The sequence below is a fragment of the Serratia sp. CY71090 genome (assembly GCF_052166845.1).
Lineage (GTDB): Bacteria > Pseudomonadota > Gammaproteobacteria > Enterobacterales > Enterobacteriaceae > Serratia > Serratia nematodiphila.
In genome coordinates, this window is record NZ_JBJNOA010000002.1 from 48,152 (window position 1) to 65,161 (window position 17,010).

Annotated in this window: 17 protein-coding genes; 11 read left to right on the forward strand and 6 right to left on the reverse strand. The window is 60.4% G+C overall.

Going from position 1 to position 17,010, the window contains the following annotated elements:
- The first annotated feature begins 115 nt into the window (after positions 1-115).
- Positions 116-1,033 carry an ABC transporter substrate-binding protein gene (locus tag ACJ8OK_RS05825; RefSeq protein WP_021504584.1) on the forward strand — a complete coding sequence of 306 codons (918 nt, stop codon included), beginning with the start codon at positions 116-118 and terminating at the stop codon, positions 1,031-1,033.
- Positions 1,034-1,086: 53 nt separating this feature from the next.
- Here ACJ8OK_RS05825 and ACJ8OK_RS05830 read toward each other — a convergent pair whose 3' ends face one another.
- Complete coding sequence (locus ACJ8OK_RS05830) at positions 1,087-2,862, reverse strand: sigma-54-dependent Fis family transcriptional regulator (RefSeq protein ID WP_442530446.1); 1,776 nt, start codon at positions 2,860-2,862, stop codon at positions 1,087-1,089.
- Positions 2,863-3,138: 276 nt separating this feature from the next.
- On the opposite strand from ACJ8OK_RS05830, the gene exaC reads away from it, so the two are divergent.
- Positions 3,139-4,659 (forward strand): acetaldehyde dehydrogenase ExaC, encoded by a 1,521-nt coding sequence (gene exaC, locus ACJ8OK_RS05835; RefSeq protein WP_442530447.1) that lies wholly within the window; start codon positions 3,139-3,141, stop codon positions 4,657-4,659.
- 56 nt (positions 4,660-4,715) lie between these two features.
- Here exaC and adhP read toward each other — a convergent pair whose 3' ends face one another.
- The 3 genes from adhP to ACJ8OK_RS05850 form a co-directional block, all read right to left on the reverse strand.
- On the reverse strand, positions 4,716-5,732 hold the full coding sequence (gene adhP / locus ACJ8OK_RS05840) for an alcohol dehydrogenase AdhP (RefSeq protein ID WP_261456362.1): 1,017 nt from the start codon (positions 5,730-5,732) through the stop codon (positions 4,716-4,718).
- Positions 5,733-5,929: 197 nt separating this feature from the next.
- The gene (blh, locus tag ACJ8OK_RS05845) at positions 5,930-7,219 is read right to left on the reverse strand and encodes a bifunctional sulfur transferase/dioxygenase Blh (RefSeq protein ID WP_033633070.1); all 1,290 of its coding nucleotides are present in this window, start codon (positions 7,217-7,219) and stop codon (positions 5,930-5,932) included.
- A gap of 16 nt (positions 7,220-7,235) precedes the next feature.
- Positions 7,236-8,147 (reverse strand): sulfite exporter TauE/SafE family protein, encoded by a 912-nt coding sequence (locus ACJ8OK_RS05850; protein ID WP_238545856.1) that lies wholly within the window; start codon positions 8,145-8,147, stop codon positions 7,236-7,238.
- 65 nt (positions 8,148-8,212) lie between these two features.
- Between ACJ8OK_RS05850 and ACJ8OK_RS05855 the strand changes: the two genes are divergently transcribed.
- Together ACJ8OK_RS05855 and ACJ8OK_RS05860 are read left to right on the forward strand one after the other, a co-directional pair.
- Positions 8,213-9,451 (forward strand): NAD(P)/FAD-dependent oxidoreductase, encoded by a 1,239-nt coding sequence (locus tag ACJ8OK_RS05855; RefSeq protein WP_033633072.1) that lies wholly within the window; start codon positions 8,213-8,215, stop codon positions 9,449-9,451.
- A 127-nt stretch (positions 9,452-9,578) separates the two neighbouring features.
- Positions 9,579-9,872 (forward strand): SelT/SelW/SelH family protein, encoded by a 294-nt coding sequence (locus ACJ8OK_RS05860; protein WP_033633073.1) that lies wholly within the window; start codon positions 9,579-9,581, stop codon positions 9,870-9,872.
- Between the two features lie 6 nt (positions 9,873-9,878).
- Here ACJ8OK_RS05860 and ACJ8OK_RS05865 read toward each other — a convergent pair whose 3' ends face one another.
- Positions 9,879-10,820, reverse strand: coding sequence for a LysR family transcriptional regulator (locus tag ACJ8OK_RS05865; protein ID WP_033633074.1), 942 nt, complete (start codon positions 10,818-10,820; stop codon positions 9,879-9,881).
- A gap of 97 nt (positions 10,821-10,917) precedes the next feature.
- On the opposite strand from ACJ8OK_RS05865, the gene ACJ8OK_RS05870 reads away from it, so the two are divergent.
- From ACJ8OK_RS05870 to ACJ8OK_RS05900, 7 genes are all read left to right on the forward strand, one after another.
- Positions 10,918-12,117, forward strand: coding sequence for an MFS transporter (locus tag ACJ8OK_RS05870; protein ID WP_060559651.1), 1,200 nt, complete (start codon positions 10,918-10,920; stop codon positions 12,115-12,117).
- 94 nt (positions 12,118-12,211) lie between these two features.
- The gene (locus ACJ8OK_RS05875) at positions 12,212-12,706 is read left to right on the forward strand and encodes a TIGR00645 family protein (RefSeq protein WP_442530448.1); all 495 of its coding nucleotides are present in this window, start codon (positions 12,212-12,214) and stop codon (positions 12,704-12,706) included.
- A gap of 187 nt (positions 12,707-12,893) precedes the next feature.
- Entirely contained in the window at positions 12,894-13,349 is a 456-nt protein-coding gene (fabZ, locus tag ACJ8OK_RS05880) for a 3-hydroxyacyl-ACP dehydratase FabZ (protein WP_004928563.1), read from the forward strand.
- Positions 13,350-13,379: 30 nt separating this feature from the next.
- Complete coding sequence (locus ACJ8OK_RS05885; protein WP_004928565.1) at positions 13,380-14,168, forward strand: spermidine synthase; 789 nt, start codon at positions 13,380-13,382, stop codon at positions 14,166-14,168.
- Positions 14,169-14,248: 80 nt separating this feature from the next.
- Positions 14,249-14,443, forward strand: a complete 195-nt coding sequence (locus tag ACJ8OK_RS05890) for a ribbon-helix-helix protein, CopG family (protein WP_004928567.1) — start codon at positions 14,249-14,251, stop codon at positions 14,441-14,443.
- A 147-nt stretch (positions 14,444-14,590) separates the two neighbouring features.
- Positions 14,591-14,992, forward strand: a complete 402-nt coding sequence (locus tag ACJ8OK_RS05895) for a VOC family protein (RefSeq protein ID WP_015377846.1) — start codon at positions 14,591-14,593, stop codon at positions 14,990-14,992.
- Positions 14,992-15,531 (forward strand): dihydrofolate reductase family protein, encoded by a 540-nt coding sequence (locus ACJ8OK_RS05900; RefSeq protein WP_021504579.1) that lies wholly within the window; start codon positions 14,992-14,994, stop codon positions 15,529-15,531. The genes ACJ8OK_RS05895 and ACJ8OK_RS05900 overlap by 1 nt, the downstream gene beginning before the upstream one ends.
- Here ACJ8OK_RS05900 and ACJ8OK_RS05905 read toward each other — a convergent pair.
- The gene (locus ACJ8OK_RS05905; protein ID WP_442530449.1) at positions 15,516-16,910 is read right to left on the reverse strand and encodes an MFS transporter; all 1,395 of its coding nucleotides are present in this window, start codon (positions 16,908-16,910) and stop codon (positions 15,516-15,518) included. The two genes, ACJ8OK_RS05900 and ACJ8OK_RS05905, sit on opposite strands and share 16 nt — an antisense overlap.
- Between the last annotated feature and the right edge of the window lie 100 nt (positions 16,911-17,010).

A 17,010-nucleotide genomic window follows, 5' to 3' on the forward strand; every position in this document is an offset into this window, starting at 1 on the left:
CGCCTCATGATTTTTCCAAGATTGGTTAGTTGATTTTGTTCGTTCACAGATCTGCCGCCTTTAGAGATAGTGCAACGACCGTGTGACACCCATAATAATGAAGGTAATTAACATAATGATATATAGCAAAAAGATGATAGTGATTGCGGCGCTGCTGAGTTTTTCCGCCGCCGCCGCACCAGGCGTGGATCTCGTCGCCAACGAAACGCCGATCCACACGGTGAAGAGCGCCGAAGCCGTGGCCAAAATCCCCGCCGGCTTCCGGTTCGTGGAACCCGGCACGCTGACGGTCGCCATTTCTCTGCTGGGCAGCGGCCCGCCGTTCGGACTGTACGCTCGCGACAATAAAACGGTGATTGGCAGCGAGGCGGACATTGCGCGCCTGGTGGCCGACGGTTTGGGGTTGAAACTCAAGCTGGTGCCCACCTCGTGGGAAGACTGGCCGCTGGGGGTGGCCTCCGGCAAATATGACGCCGCGGTTTACAACATCACCGTGACCAACGAACGCAAGACCAAATTCGATTTCGCCACCTATCGGCAGGATACGCTGGGTTTCTACGTCAAATCCGACAGTAAAATCACCCAGATCAAAACCGCGCCGGATATCGCCGGTAAAAAGATCATCGTCGACTCCGGCACCAATCAGGAAGCGGTGCTGTTGGCCTGGGACAAAGAGAACCGCGCCAAAGGGCTGGCGCCGCTGCAGCCGGTGTATGTCACCGACAAGGCCGCCTCCACGCTGGCTATTCAGTCCGGCCGCGCCGACGCCACCTTCGGACCCAACGTTTCCGGCGCTTATCAGGCGCGGCTGACCGGTAAAACCCGGCTGGTGGGCATCGTGCCCGGCGGCTGGCCGAAGACCGCCAACATCGCCGTCACGCTGAAGAAAGGCAACGGCCTGGTGGACGCGGTGCAGGCTTCGCTCAACAGCGCCATCGCCAACGGCAGCTATCTGCAGGTGCTGGATCGCTGGGCGGAGAGCGACGAGAAGATTGCCCATTCCGAGATTAACCCGCCGGGACTGGGGGATTGAGAGAGCAACAGGCCCCGCGCAGCGGGGCCTTATCGCCGCTCAATCGCGCCGCCTTATTCCGCCGCCGTTTTCTGCCTCCCCAGCCTGCGGTACAGCGTGCTGCGTGAAACGCCGAGCGCCTTCGCCGCCCGGCTGAGATTGCCGCCCGCCCTGTCGATCGCCGCCTGCAGCGCCCCCAGATCGGTATCGGCGTTCTCTTGCCGCGGCGCCAGCACCGCGATGGACTGAGGAAGATCGTCCAGGGTAAGCACCGCATGATCGTCCGCCAGCGCCAGCAGCACCTTGAGCGTGCTCAACAGTTGCCGCACGTTGCCGGGCCACGGATAGCGCGCCAGCATCGCCAGCGCCTCCGGCAACAGACGAATGTCGCGCCGCTCGCCGCCCAGCTCTCGCCACAGCTGCAAAATGAAGGCCTCCAGCTGCGCCCGCTCTCTGAGCGGCGGAATGCGCAGGCTGTATTCCTGTATGCGGTACAGCAAATCCTCGCGAAACGCCCCCGCCTCTACCTGCCGATGCAGATCGTGGTGCGTGGCGCAGACCAGCGCGAACTCGACCGGATAAGCGCTGCGGCTGCCGAGCGGGGTGACCGTTTTTTCCTGTAATACCCGCAGCAGGCGCGTTTGCAGACCCGCCGGCATGTCGCCGATTTCATCGAGAAACAGCACGCCGCCGTCCGCCTCGCGGATCTTGCCGATGTAGCCTTTCGGATTGGCGCCGGTAAACGCCCCCGGCGCATAGCCAAACAGTTCGGATTCGATCAGCGGCTCAGGCAGCGCCGCGCAGTTGATCGCCACGAAGTTGCCGTTGCGCCAGCGGCTCTCTTGAAACAGGCGGCGGCTGAAATGCTCTTTACCGCAGCCGGTTTCGCCGGTCACGCACAGCGAAAGGCCGGCGTTGAGAATGCGCAGCGCTTTCTGATGCTGCTCGTCGTGCCGTTCCGCCGGCGGCGCAGAACGCAGAGCGCTGACGCGGCGCTGCGGCGCCTCAAGCAACGAATAATAGTGCTGTTGATTGCCGGCCAGCGTCTGGCGCGGTGCCCCGGAAGGCTGTCGCAACAGGTCGGGAAACAGCTGGGTGAACTCAACGGAGCCGAATGAGGCCGACGAGAGCTGGAACTCCATCATCGCCAGTCGATTGGCGGCGATCAGCACTTCGTCGTGAAACACCAGCAGCAGCTCTTGCGCGCTGCCCAGGCCGCGGGCATCGGCGTGCAGACGCAGCGTCCAGTGGCGGTCGGCGATCGCGCTTCTGACCCAGCGGTGTTCGATATGCCGCACCGCCTGCATGATCAGGCGCTGTGCATCGCGGTACGGGCGCTGCGCGGGTGCGGAGAGATCCAGTATGCCGGCAATGCGGCCATCCGGCCGATAGATCGGTGCGGCGGTGCAGTTCAATCCGGCATTTTGGTTGAGAAAATGCTGGTCGCCGCGCACTTCGCAGAACGCACCCAGCGCCAGCGCGGTGCCGATGGCGTTGGTGCCCCGCTCCGCTTCTCCCCACTGGTTGCCCGGCGCCAGCGCAAAGCGCGACGCCTTATGCAGAAAGTCGGTATTGCCGCGGGTTTCCAGCACCAGCCCGTCGGCGTCGGCGATCACCACAATGGCGGGCTGGCGCGTAATTTGCGCGCCCAGCTGCTCGATCAGCGGCTGTACCCGCTGCGGCACCCAATCGTTGCGGCTGCGCAGCTCTTCGAGCAATCCGGCTTTGATAAACGGGATATGTTGATCGGTGCGCGTCAAGCCATAACCCTGGCTGCGTTGCCAGGATTCCGCCAACGGCTGGGTCAGCAAGCTGGCGCCCTCTGCGGGCAAGCGGTCGTCAGACAACATGCGTTTCTCCCCCGTTCGCGAGTGTTGCAAATGTGTATCATAAATGTGCACCAGGCGTTGCGACACGGGACACAAAAAATCATCGGCGACGGCGGCGCCACCCGAAGTTCTCAGCCCTCTCAATGCTTAAGGTTTTAATAACTCGTTCTTTTTTTTACGGATGCTACCTCTGTCGCTAATCTGGCACGCGCCGTGCTTCTCTTTGCTGCGGCGACATGCCGCATTCACAGGCGCAGCCCAATAGCGCCGCTTTTCATCTGCAGAGAGGTGCTTAACATGAAATATGTCCACCCCGGTTTGCCTGGCTCGCTGGTTTCGTTCCGCAAACGCTATGGCAACTACATTGGCGGCAAATTCGTCGAACCGGTATCCGGCAACTACTTCACCAACACCTCGCCGGTGACCGGCCAGCCGATCGCCGAATTCCCGCGTTCCGACGCCAAAGACATCGAGCTGGCGCTTGACGCGGCGCATGCGGCGGCGGAAGCCTGGGGTAAAACCAGCGTGCAGGAGCGTTCCAACGTGCTGCTGGCGATCGCCGATCGCATCGAATCGCGGCTGGAGATGCTGGCGCTGACCGAAACCTGGGACAACGGCAAACCGATCCGCGAAACCCTGAATGCCGATCTGCCGTTGGCGGTCGACCATTTCCGTTACTTCGCCGGTTGCCTGCGCGCGCAGGAAGGCACCGCGGCGGAGATCGACCAGAACACCGTGGCCTACCATATCTATGAACCGCTGGGCGTGGTCGGCCAGATCATTCCGTGGAACTTCCCGCTGCTGATGGCCGCCTGGAAACTGGCGCCAGCGCTGGCGGGCGGTAACTGCGTGGTGCTGAAACCGGCGGAACAAACGCCGCTCGGCATCAGCGTGCTGATGGAAGAGATCGGCGATCTGCTGCCGCCGGGCGTGCTCAACGTAGTGCAAGGTTTTGGCGCCGAGGCCGGCGAAGCGCTGGCGCGCAGCAAACGCATTGAAAAAATCGCCTTCACCGGCTCCACGCCGGTCGGCCGCCATATCCTCGCCTGTGCGGCGGAGAACATCATCCCCAGCACCGTCGAGCTGGGCGGAAAATCGCCGAACATTTATTTTGAAGACATCATGCAGGCGGAACCGGCGTTTATCGACAAAGCGGTTGAGGGGCTGGTGCTGGGCTTCTTCAACCAGGGGGAGGTGTGCACCTGCCCTTCACGCGCGCTGATCCAGGAATCCATCTACCCGCAGTTTATGGAGAAAGTGCTGGCGCGTATCGCTACCATCCGCCAGGGCGATCCCTTCGACACCGAGACCATGATCGGCGCCCAGGCGTCAAAACAGCAGTACGACAAGATCCTGTCCTATATCGAGATCGCTAAAAACGAGGGAGGCAAAATCGTTGTGGGCGGCGAGCCCGCCCAGCGCGGCGACGAAGTGCAAAACGGTTTCTACCTGCAGCCGACGCTGATTACCGGCAACAACAGCATGCGTTTCTTCCGCGAGGAGATCTTCGGGCCGGTGATTGGCGTCACCACCTTCAAGGATGAGGCCGAAGCCCTGGCGCTGGCCAACGACACCGAGTTTGGGCTGGGCGCCGGGCTGTGGACCCGCGACATCAACCGCGCTTACCGCATGGGCCGCGCGATCAAGGCCGGGCGCGTGTGGACCAACTGCTACCACCTGTACCCGGCGCACGCCGCGTTCGGCGGCTACAAGAACTCCGGCATCGGACGCGAAACCCACAAGGCGGCGCTGTCGCACTATCAACAGGTGAAAAACCTGCTGGTCAGCTACGACGCCAAGCCGCTGGGCCTGTTCTGAATCCGGCGTAATGACAAGAAGGCCACCCGCAGGTGGCCTTCTTTTTTTCGCGTGGCCTACTTCGCCATGCCGAGATCGATCACCATGCGACCGCGAATGGTGCCCGCCTTCATCTCGTCGAAGATGGTGTTGATATCCCCCAGCGGCCGCTTGGTCACTTTCGGCGTCACCTTGCCTTCGGCGGCGAACTGGAACGCCTCCTTCAGATCTTCGCGCGTGCCCACCAGCGAACCCACCACCTGAATGCCGTCCAGCACCAGGCGCGGAATGCTCAGATCCATGCTCTCCGGCGGCAGCCCCACGGCCACCACTTTACCGCCGGCGCGCACCGCATTCACCGCCGAGTTGAAGGCGGCTTTCGCCACCGCCGTCACCACCGCCGCGTGAGCGCCGCCGGTTTGCTGCTGAATGATCTCCTCCGCGTTTTGCGTTTTGGAGTTGATGGTCAGATCGGCGCCGATCTGTTTGGCGAACTCCAGCTGACCGTCGTTGACGTCGATGGCGATCACTTTGGCGTTAAACACGTTCTTGGCATACTGCAGCGCCAGGTTGCCCAGCCCGCCCAAGCCGTAGATGGCGATCCACTGCCCCGGTTTGATATCGGAAATCTTCACCGCCTTGTAGGTGGTGACGCCGGCGCAGGTGATGCTGCTGGCGGCGAAAGAATCGAGCCCATCCGGCACTTTCACCGCGTAGTCCGCCACCACGATGCACTCTTCCGCCATGCCGCCGTCAACGCTATAGCCGGCGTTTTTCACCGAGCGGCACAGGGTCTCGTTGCCGCTGACGCAGTATTCGCAATGGCCGCACCCCTGGTAAAACCAGGCGACGCTGGCGCGGTCACCCACTTTTAACGAGGTGACGCCCTCACCGACGGCGGAGACCACGCCGATGCCCTCATGCCCCAACGTAATGCCCGGCACCTCACCGAAATCGCCATTTTTCACGTGCAAATCGGTGTGGCACACCCCGCAACACTCCATTTTCAACGCCGCTTCGCCGTGCTTCAGCGGGCGCAGCACTTTATCCTGAATGTCTACGGTATGGTTTTTCGTCACTACGGCAGCTTTCATGGTGTTTTCCTTAGCAGAGTGGGAAGTACAGTTGTTAATGTAGTGACTGTATTCGGTGAGGGCAAGTGCCACCTGTTTTGTGTAAAAACAAATAATTAAATATGAATCAGTCTGCTTATTTCATAAAAAACCATTAACAGACGGCGCGATCGCCTCGAGGTTGGCAGCCGTGAACGATCGCGCCTCCATGGCTTGATTTATCCCTTGAAGCGATTAACTGGGATTTTGAGGTAGTGCCGCCCATCATCTTCGCAATCTGGCAGAACGCCGCCGCGAATATTGACCTGCAGCGCCATCAGCATCAATTCCGGATGCGGCAACGTGGCGTCTCGCTGCTTTCTTTGCGCGATAAATTGGGCTTTATCCATGTTGGCCACCCAGGGGTTGTTCTCGCGCTGCTCTCGCACGGTGCTTTCCCAGCGGGCCTCACGCCCCGCCGGGCGATAATCATGGCCGGTAAACAGGCGGGTATCCGCTGGCAGGCTCAAGATCCGCTGCAACGAATCCCACAGGGCTTCCGCATTTCCGCCGGGGAAATCGGCCCTTGCGGTGCCGCTGTCCGGCATGAAAAACGTATCGTGAATAAACGCCGCATCGGCGATGTGATAAGTGACGGACGCCAGGGTGTGGCCAGGAGACAGCAAGACTTCAGCACGCAGGTTGCCGATAAAAAAGACGTCCCCATCCGCAAATAGCGCATCCCACAGGGTTTCGGCGGGAGGCAATTCTTTCAAATTATAGATGTCTTGCCACAGCCCCTGCACGGCGGTAATTTTTTCGCCTATGCCGGTGAGAGCGCCGGTTTTCTGCGCCAGCCAGGTGGCGGCAGAAAAATGGTCGGCATGCGGGTGCGTATCCAGCACCCAGGCCACTCCCCATCCTTGCTGCTGGATAAAGCTTAAAATGGTGCGGGCCTGCTGATGCGAGACCGTGCCCGATCGGCGATCAAAATCCAGCACCGGGTCGATGATGGCGCAGCGACGCGCTGCGGGATCGGCGACGACATACTGCAGGCTGCCGCTTTCCGGCTCATAAAACGCGTGCACTTGCGCGTGAGGCTGAACGGCCTGATGCCGGCCATACCAGCCCAGCGCCTTATCGGCATCGGCGCCATACTCTGCGCACTGGCTGCGAAATTGCGCTTCGTCTATCTGGCCTTCACGCAGCGCATACAGCAGGGAAAGGCAGGCAGAACGCGCTCCGCTCCTGCAATGCGCCAGGCTCTTCTCACCCCGCCGCAACAGGTAATGGAAGGTATAAACGGTCTCCCAGGTCAGCGTGTCGAATGTGTAAGGCAGATAGACGTAGCCCATTCCCCATTGCTCAGCCAATGCTTTTTCTTGTTGATGGTTAAGGTACTCGCCCGGCTCTTCATCTGGCCGATTGTTGACGATAAACCGATAGCCTTGTTGATGCAGGATGGCGAAATCATTCGCTGCGGGCGCCCCCGAAAAGGAGAGCTGATGATGGTAAGTACGGATGTGCATATTTTTTCCTTTTGTTTTATAGGCTTTTAAAAAGCATATAAAGGGCCAGCACCAACAACATGCCGGCATAGAGCACACGGATAATGTCCTCGCGTTTTTTCAGGCGCTCGGTGAGTGCCACCCCCACGACGCCCCCCAGAACACCGCCGACGATGAGCCAGCAGGTAATGACCAGCGACACCTTGCCGGACATGGCATAGCTTGCGCTTGTCGATAATCCCATGGCGGAAACCACCACCAGCGAGGTCGCCACCGCTTCAACCAGCGAAAAGCGGAAGAACCAGAGCAGCGCCGGCACCACCAAAAATCCGCCGCCGATGCCCAAAAAACCGGCCACCGCGCCCAGCGCCAGCACGCTGGGCCACACGATGGCGGGATGAAATGTCGGATGGGAGGACGGTAATCCGTTGCCTGCCCGATGATTTTTTTTCAGCGTCAATCCGGCGACAACCAGCATCAGCAGAGAGAAAGGCAGGGTTAAATGGTGCCCGTCCGTCATTTTTCCCACCTGAGAGCCAGCCAGCGTTCCCACCACCGCCACCAGAGAAACGGTAACGCCGGTCCGCCACCGGACGTTTCCTTTGGCGGCATGAACAAAAAGATTGATCAGCGCGCTAATGGCAACGGACATGGCACTGGTGCCTATAACCAAGTGCGTATCCGGGATTTTCACCATATACAGCAACAAGGGAACGCAGACGATGGATCCGCCTCCCCCGGTCAGAGCCAGGAGAAATCCGACTATTCCCCCGGTTATCACCAACAGCGTCAGGGTATAAAAAGTAAAATGGAAAAAATCCAATGCATTAATTCCCTTTCGATATTTATGGCATTTATTAACGATCAGTTTGCGTTGATTGTCAAATAACTTATTACATTTAGCTATTACATATAGCCAAATCGAATATGCAATTTTTAATATAACCATAAGTTCTATAAATTATCTTTAAATCTGAGCCGCAACCCCCTACTTTCTTATGAAAGGAGACCTGCATGAAACCAGAAAAAATAAACACCCTGAAGAAAGTTGTTGTTATTGGCGGTGGTTCATCTGGCATCGGCGTCATCGCAAGCATAAGGAAGCGAGTTAAAGATGCGGATATAACTGTCGTTGAACCCAATGACTGTCATTATTACCAGCCGGCATGGACCCTGGTGGGCGGCGGGCTCTTTGATATCAATAAAACGCAGCGCGCCATGCGCGATGTTATTCCTTCTGGCGTCTCATGGCTCCAGGACAGCGTTGTCAGGGTTGATCCCAATGAAAAATATATCGAGACCCGTCAGGGGAAACGCGTAAGCTATGATTTCCTTATTGTTGCCTGCGGCCTTGTTTTACGTTGGGATAAAATAGAAGGCCTTGAAGAGACGTTAGGATTTAACGGCGTCACCTCTAATTATCGTTTTGATCTTGCAGAATACACCTGGCAACTGGTCCGGGAGATGCAAGGCGGCAAGGCGATATTTTCCCAACCCACGCTTCCCATAAAATGCGCCGGCGCGCCGCAAAAAGCCTTATATCTTTCATGCGACCATTGGCGGCGGCAAGGCGTTCTGAATAATATTAACGTCAATTTCTGCCTTGCGGGCACGGCGGTTTTCGGCATTCCGCAATTTGTCCCCCCGCTGAGTGGCTATTTGGAAAAATACCGTGCACAGGTCAACTTCAATCATAATTTAATCCGTATAGATGGCGAAAATCGGCAAGCGATATTTGCCGTGGAGAAAAATGAAGAGGAAAAACGCGAGTTAACCCTGCCCTTCGATATGCTTCACGTGGTGCCGCCTCAATCAGCCCCGGCGTTTATTTCGCAAAGCGGACTCGCGGATGGCACCGGCTGGTGCGATGTGGATAAATTGACGCTGCAACATAAGCATTGGCCGGATATTTTTGCGGTAGGCGACTGTTGCTCAACGCCAAACGCCAAAACCCTGGCGGCAGCGCGAAAGCAGGTGGTGGTGGTGGCGGAAAACGTCGCGGCACGTATTCATGGCACGCCTCTCACAGCCCATTATGATGGTTATGGTTCCTGTCCATTGACGGTCGAGAAAGGCAAAGTTGTGCTGGCGGAGTTTGGCTATGACGGTAAATTGCTGCCCACGTTTCCACTGCTCGACGCAACCCAGCCCAGCCGTATGGCCTGGTGGCTGAAAGCCTGTTTTTTACCCCGGTTTTATTGGGCGGGCATGCTGCGCGGGGTTGAATGGTTTGCCGGAAGCAAGCGGCCGTGATGCACTCTCGGCTCCCCTTGTCGCTCTGGCCGCAGCAGGCGCTTGACTATTCGGCGATACACGGCCACCATCGCTTGCGAGCCAGCAGGCTGATTGCAAGCCGTCACCACTAACCGGTCGATCAACGATGAAAAACGCACCCGCCGTTACGATTCACTACTGTTCACAATGCAACTGGCTGCTGCGCGCCGGCTGGATGGCGCAAGAGCTGCTGAGCACCTTCGGCGACGATCTCGCCTCCGTCACCCTGATGCCGGGCACCGGCGGGGTCTACCAAATCAGCGTCGATGGCGTGATGATTTGGGATCGCAAGATTGACGGCGGCTTCCCCGATGCGGCGCAGTTAAAGCAGCGGCTGCGCGATCACAGCTTCCCCGATCGTTCTCTCGGCCACAGCGACGGTAAAAAAGCCAGACACTGAAGGCCGTCAGCGCCCCGTCGGCGGCTGCGCGCCGAGAATGCGCGGCATCGTTTCTTTCATCATTTCCATGAATTTGCGTAAACGCGCGGGATAATAGCTGGCGTAGGGATACAACAGGTAAATAGGCAGTGGCTCAGCTCGCCACAGGGGTAACAGCGTCTGCAGAGCGCCTTGCGCCAATTCTTCTTTCACCACCCAAGACGACACGATCGCGACGCCCAGCCCTTCCAGCGCCGCCTTGCGCGCCGCATAAAGGCTGTCGGTGCTCAACCTCGGCGCGATGTCGAAACGCCGCTGTTCACCGCTGGTCGCGTGGGTCAAGACGACCTCATTACGATAAAAACTGTTTACCGCCAGCCACGGCAATGAGGCCAAATCGTCGAGATCGACGATCGCCGGTCGTTCAGCCAACAGCGCCGGTGACGCCACCGTGCTGCGCGGCACCTCCGCCAGCAACACCGCCACGACCGACGGATCGGTCACCGCACCGACGTGAATGGCGCAATCCACCCCCTCGGGAATAAAGTCCGGAGAATGATCGTTCAGCGTCCACTCAACGTAAGTTTGCGGGTAGCGCCGCAAATACTTGCCCAACGGACCGATCAGCTGCTCCTGGCCGAATGCGTGCGGCGCCCGCACGCGCAACACGCCGACCGGTTCGTCGCGCGCGCCGCCAAGCCCTTCTTCCAGGCTTTGCCATTGTTCAATCAGCCCCCGCGCCTGGCGGTAACAGCGCTCGCCGTCGTCGGTCAGTTTGAGGGCGTGGGTGGTCCGCTGGATCAGTTTGGCGCCCAGCAGCTGTTCCAATGCCTGCAGACGCCGGCTGATCGTCGGCTGAGAAGTGCCCAGCTGCTGCGCCGCCGCCGACAGGCTGCCGCTTTCGACGATGCGCACCAGCGTATGCAGCAAAGTTATGCGGTCGCCGTTAGGTAAGTTAATTTTATTCATACGTTGAGTGTATAACAGTTTTACCTGCGAGGGGGCTACAGCGGCATGAAGCAAGCGGTAAAAATGACCGCACATTCACTTTGCAGGAATTTTTACCATGAACACCGCCACCACCCACGGTGCACCGTCCGCCAACGTCGTATTTCTGCTGGCCGCCGGCGCCGGCCTCAGCGTCGCGTCAATCTATTACAGCCAGCCCATGCTTGGCATGATGGGCGCCGATTTCCACGCCGGCGTCGCCGATGCCGGCATGGTGCCGACGCTGACCCAGTTAGGCTATGCGCTGGGCATTTTACTGTTGGCGCCGCTCGGCGACCGGTACGATCGCCGGCGGATCATTCTGGTAAAAGGCGCGCTGCTGACGCTGACGCTGTTACTCTGTGCTTTTGCTGCCTCGTTCCCGCTGTTGTTGCTCAGCAGCCTGGCGATAGGCCTGACCGCCACCGTCGCGCAGGACATTATCCCCGCCGCCGCCACGCTGGCGCCGGAGGCCAGCCGCGGCAAAACCGTCGGCGCAGTGATGACCGGGCTATTGGCCGGCATTTTGCTGTCGCGGGTGTTCAGCGGCGCGATCGCCGAGTACGCCGGCTGGCGCAGCGTCTACGCACTCGCGGCGCTGGGCGTTTTGTCGATCACGCTGGCGATCTGGCGCATGTTGCCGCGTCTTCGCCCTCATAACGCGCTGAGTTACCCCGCGCTGCTGCGCTCGCTGGGACATCTGTGGGCCGAGTATCCAGCGCTACGGCGCGCAACGCTGGCGCAAGGCTTTCTGTCATTGGGCTTCAGCGCTTTCTGGTCAACGCTGGCGTTGATGCTGGCGGAGCGCTACCAGATCGGCAGCGCGGCCGCCGGCGCGTTTGGCCTGGCGGGGGCGGCGGGTGCGCTGGCGGCGCCGTTGGCGGGCAGTCTGGCCGATCGGCACGGCCCTGACGTCGTGACCCGTATCGGCGCGGGACTGGTCCTGGCCTCCTTCGCCTTGATGTTTCTGCTGCCGCTGTTGCCGCTCCCGGCGCAACTGGCGCTGATTGCGCTGAGCGCCGTCGGATTCGACCTGGGCATCCAGGCTACGCTGATCGCGCACCAAACCATCGTTTACGGTCTCGATCCGGCAGCCCGCAGCCGATTGAACGCCCTCTTGTTCACCGGCGTGTTCATCGGTATGGCGACCGGCGCCGCCCTCGGCAGCCGCATTCTGGCAAGCGCGGGCTGGCCGGGCGTCGTGGCGCTGGCGACGGCGGCGGGGGCCGTGGCGCTGTGGATCCGCAGCGGGCGCAAAACGGCGCGCGTAGTGGCCTGATAGCGCCCTCTGCTGGCGCAAGCGGTTGATTTCACCCAGGCCTCTTGCGCTATACTGAGCGCCCTTTTTGCTACGCATTTAAAACAATTTTATGATGGAACGCTTGCTAGAAAACGCGATGTGCGCCTCCCGCTGGCTGCTCGCGCCGGTTTATTTCGGCCTTTCGCTCACTCTGGTCGCCCTGTCGATCAAGTTTTTTCAGGAAATTCTCCACGTCCTGCCAAATATTTTTGCCGTTACCGAAGCCGATCTGGTGTTGACCTTGCTGTCGCTGATCGACATGGCGCTGGTCGGCGGCCTGTTGGTGATGGTGATGTTCTCCGGCTATGAAAACTTCGTCTCGCAATTGGATATCACCGAAGGGAAAGAGAAACTCAGCTGGCTGGGCAAAATGGACGCCACCTCGCTGAAAAACAAGGTCGCCGCATCTATCGTCGCCATCTCCTCCATTCACCTGCTGCGGGTGTTTATGGACGCCAAGAACGTGCCCGACAACAAGCTGATGTGGTATGTGATCATCCACCTCACCTTCGTGCTCTCCGCCTTCGTGATGGGTTATTTGGACAAGGTGACCCGCTCCAAGCACTAAACGCGCCACCACGCCCGATCGTCAGGATCGGGTGTCTTCCCCTCCTTCGCTGTTCCCCAACCGTCACCGCCGTCATGTCTTTCATCTGGCACATCTGATGATAATTTTATTATAATGTCATTACACTCATTATGGACCGAACGCCGGCCACGCACCGGATTCGCCGCAGACAGGATCACGCACTTCCATGCCATTAAACGGTCACCCCCTGCAATTCAACGATATTCAGGCGATCCTGCCTCATCGTTATCCCTGCCTGTTGGTCGATCGCGTGCTGCCCGCCGGCACCTGCATTGCCGAAGGCCGGCTGAGCGCCATCAAGAACATCACCGCCAATGAGCCGACGTTCTGGAACGGCCATGCGCACTTCGCCGGTTTTCCCGGCGTGCTGTTGGTGGAAGCGCTGGCGCAAAGCACCGGGCTGCTGGCGCATTATTATCTCGGGGCGTTGAATGAAGGGGAACATTACTACTTCGCTTCCATTCAGCGGGCGCGGTTTTATCGCGCCGCCCGTCCCGGCGACCAGGTGTTGATGGAGGTCGCCTTTGTACGCCGGCGGGGCGCGATCGCCCGCTTCACCGGCCGCGCCAGCATCGATGGCCGGCGCATTTGCACCGCCGATTTCATGTGCGCCCGTAAATAGGCCGCTTGCCAAAGGAAACCTGCGAATACCATGTCTCTGGTTGACAGCTTACTCAGAACCCTCGATTTCTCCCCGCGCGGCCAGGTGATCGCTCGCGAAACCGACGCCTGGGGCGAAATCATCGTTTCCGATCACAAGGACTACCGCACGCTGCGGTTTGACGGCATCTGCGAGCAAAGCAAGATGAGCCTCAGCAACCCCGCGCAACCGATCCACAACTACATCAAAGCGATGCTGATGGCGGTGGCCTGGCAGCCGCCGACCTCGGCGTTGATCCTGGGATTAGGTGGCGGCAGCTTGCTGCGTGCGCTGCACGCGCTCGATCCGGCCATGCGTCTGGACGTGGTTGAACTGCGCGCCGCGGTGATCGCCGTCGCGCGCCGCTATTTTACGCTGCCGGCCACCGACACCATCAGCCTGCGTACCGCCGACGCCATGGACTTTGTGCGCCCGCCCGCCGAGACGCGTTACGATCTGATTTTCTCCGATCTCTATTCGGCGTTCGCCATGGATCCGCAGCAAGGCACCCAGACATTCCTGGAAAACTGCGCCGCGCGGCTGAACGACGGGGGCTGGCTGGTGCTCAATTACCACGATCTGCCCGATGAAAACAGCCTGCTGTACCACAGCCTGCACCGGATATTCGGCACCGTATTATTTTGCGTCGCCCCCAGCGGCAACGTGATCATTTACGCCACGCCGGCGCAGGTGACGTTGCCGCTCAGCACGCTGCGCACGCTGGCCGCCGGCAGCGGCGAGCTGTTCAACTGCGAACTCGGCTACCTGTCACGCAAAATAGAACGGCTGCATTTCCGCTAAGAACGAGCGGCGACGCGGTCTGGCTGGCCGCTTCGTCCACATGGTATTATCATTCAGTCATCATTCTCTGGAGGATCCTGATGGAAAAGAAAACGGCGCGGCTAACGGTGCTGATTGACCCGGACAAGAAGAAAGCTCTGGAAGAGCTGTGCCTGCAGCAGGACGTCACCCCTTCTCAGGTGGTGCGTCAACTGATCCGCGATTATCTGCACAAGCATCAGGTGGATTATCCCAGCCAGCCGACCCACGCCAATCCGCGCGTCGAGAGCAATTGAGGCGGCCCGCCCCATAAACCGTGAAGCGCGCTTTGCCCCCCTGCGCGCGTCCCTAATCCGAATCCTCCACGGCGGTCTGTCCATCCTGCGATATCGCTGCTACTGTTTTAGGCGTTCATTATTCTCTCTTGGGGAAGGAAACGCGCCATGTTCAGCCATATTACCGTCGGCGTCAGCGATCTGGATGCCGCCGCCGCGTTCTACGACGCCATTCTGTTGCCATTGGGCTTACAACGGCGGGAAGTGACGCCGGACGGCGGCCCCGCCGCCCGCTGCTGGGTGATGCCAGGCCAAACGCTGCCGCGTTTTTACGCCTACCAACCCTTCGACAGACAGCCCGCCAGCGCCGGCAACGGCAGCATGCTGGCCTTCCTCGCCGCCGACGAGCTGGCGGTTAAACGCGCCTACGCCGCCGGTCTGCTGGCGGGCGGCAGCAGTGAAGGCGAGCCCGGCGAGCGCGCGCACTACGGCAAAGGCTATTTCGGCGCTTACCTGCGCGATCCCGACGGCAACAAGGTGCATGTGGTTTATCGGGGAGATCTCGCCTGATGAAATGCTCGGTTTACATCGCCACCAGCGTAGACGGATTCATTGCCGGCCCGGATGGCGACATCGACTGGCTGCTGCGACCCGAATATGCGGTTTCGCTGCTCAATGGGTTAAGTTTTGAAGCGTTTGTCGCCGACATCGACGCGCTGGTGATGGGCCGCCATACCTATGATAAAGTCCGCGCCTTTCCCGAGTGGCCCTATGGCGCACTGCCGGTGGTGGTGCTGTCGACGCAGCCGCCCGCGCCGCACGCAACAGGCCACGTTCGCTGGATGAATGGCGAACCGGCGGCCATCGTGGCGCAGTTGGCCGAGCAAGGCTGCCGTCACCTGTATATCGACGGCGGCCAGACCGTGCAGCGCTTCCTGCAGGCCGGCTTGATCGACGAACTGACGATTACGCGCGTGCCGCTGCTGCTGGGCGGCGGTATCCCCTTATTCGGCGCCGATGGCCAGGAGCAGCGCCTGCGCCTGCTTGCCGTCACCTCATCGGACAACGGTTTCGTGCAAGAACGCTACGCGGTTCAGCGCGCGCCGTAACGCAGCATCAGGCGGCGGCCGCCGAAGGTGATGAGCAACGCCGCCAATGCCAACAGCGCCGCCACGCCGTAGGTCACCCGCATGCCGTAAGCCGCGGCGGCCGCAGTGCCCGCGACCTGCTGCGAAGCCAGATAAAACAGCGCCCCCATCGCCGACGCGCCGGTGATCGCCCCCAGATTGCGCGACAGGTTCACCATGCCGGCGATCAGCCCGCGCCGTTCAGGAAACAGATCCTTCATCAGCATGGTGTTGTTGGCCACCTGAAACAGCGCATAGCCGGCGGTCAACAGCGCGATCGGCGCGACATAGCCAAGTACGCCCCAGCGGCCCAGCAGCGACAGCAATCCCGCCCCGGCAGCCACTGCCGCCAGCCCAAGCTGGGCGATGCGTTGCGATCCAAAGCGATCCACCAGATATCCCGCCGGAATACCGGTCAGGATCGCCACCGCCGGCCCCGCCGACATCACCAGTCCCACCTGCGCGGCGCTTAACCCCAGCGCCCGCGACAGATAGAACGGCCCGACCACCAGCGTGGCGGTCATCACCGTCATCACCAGCGCACTGGCCGCCAGCCCCGCCGTCAGGGCCGGATGGCGGAACATCGACGGCGCAAGCAGCGGCGATGCGGCGCGGCGCTCCACGCGGATAAACAACCCCGCCGCCAGCAGAGCGCCCAACATCAACCCCAGGTTAAGCGCGCCGAAGTCGCCGCGCCCGAGGGTCATCGCCAGCGAATAGCAGAGCAACGCGCCGCCCAGCAGCAACGTGCCGGCGCGATCGAACGGTTCCGCACGCGTTGCCGCGCGCGGCCCATTCGGCAAGTATCGCCAGGCAAGCCACAGCGCCAGCAGGCCCAATGGCAGGTTGATCAGGAACATCGCCCGCCAGCCGAAACCGGCGATCAGCGCACCGCCCAACGACGGCCCCAGCGCGGTGCCCACGGCCGACATCGTGCCGAGCAGCCCCATCGCGCGGCCGATTTTTTCCGTCCCCAGAACCTCGCCCGCCAGCGCCATGGCGATTGACATCATGACCGCTCCCCCCAACCCCTGCGCCAGGCGCGCCGCCAGCAACAGCCACAGTTGCGGAGCCAGCGTGCAAATCAGCGAAGCGGCGGTAAACAGCGCGATGCCCGCCAGCAGCAGGCGGCGGCGATTGAGGCTGTCGCCCAAACGGCCGATGCCGATAATGCAAGTGGTGACGGCCAGCAAATAGCAGAGCAACACCCACTGCACCGCCTGGAACGAGGCATGGAACGCAGTGGCGAGCGCCGGCAGCCCGACGTTGGCAATGCTGATGCCAAGCGATGACAGCAGCATGCTCAGAGAAAGAGCGGCCAGTATGCCGCGGACGCCTTGCGGCGAAGGGTGGGATAACATGATGAACACTCCTGACCTAGACTGCGGGTAATCCTATGTCAGGGGTTAGCATGGCGGAAGACGCATGGCATGCACTGTATCCATGCGCCTGACGCCTTAT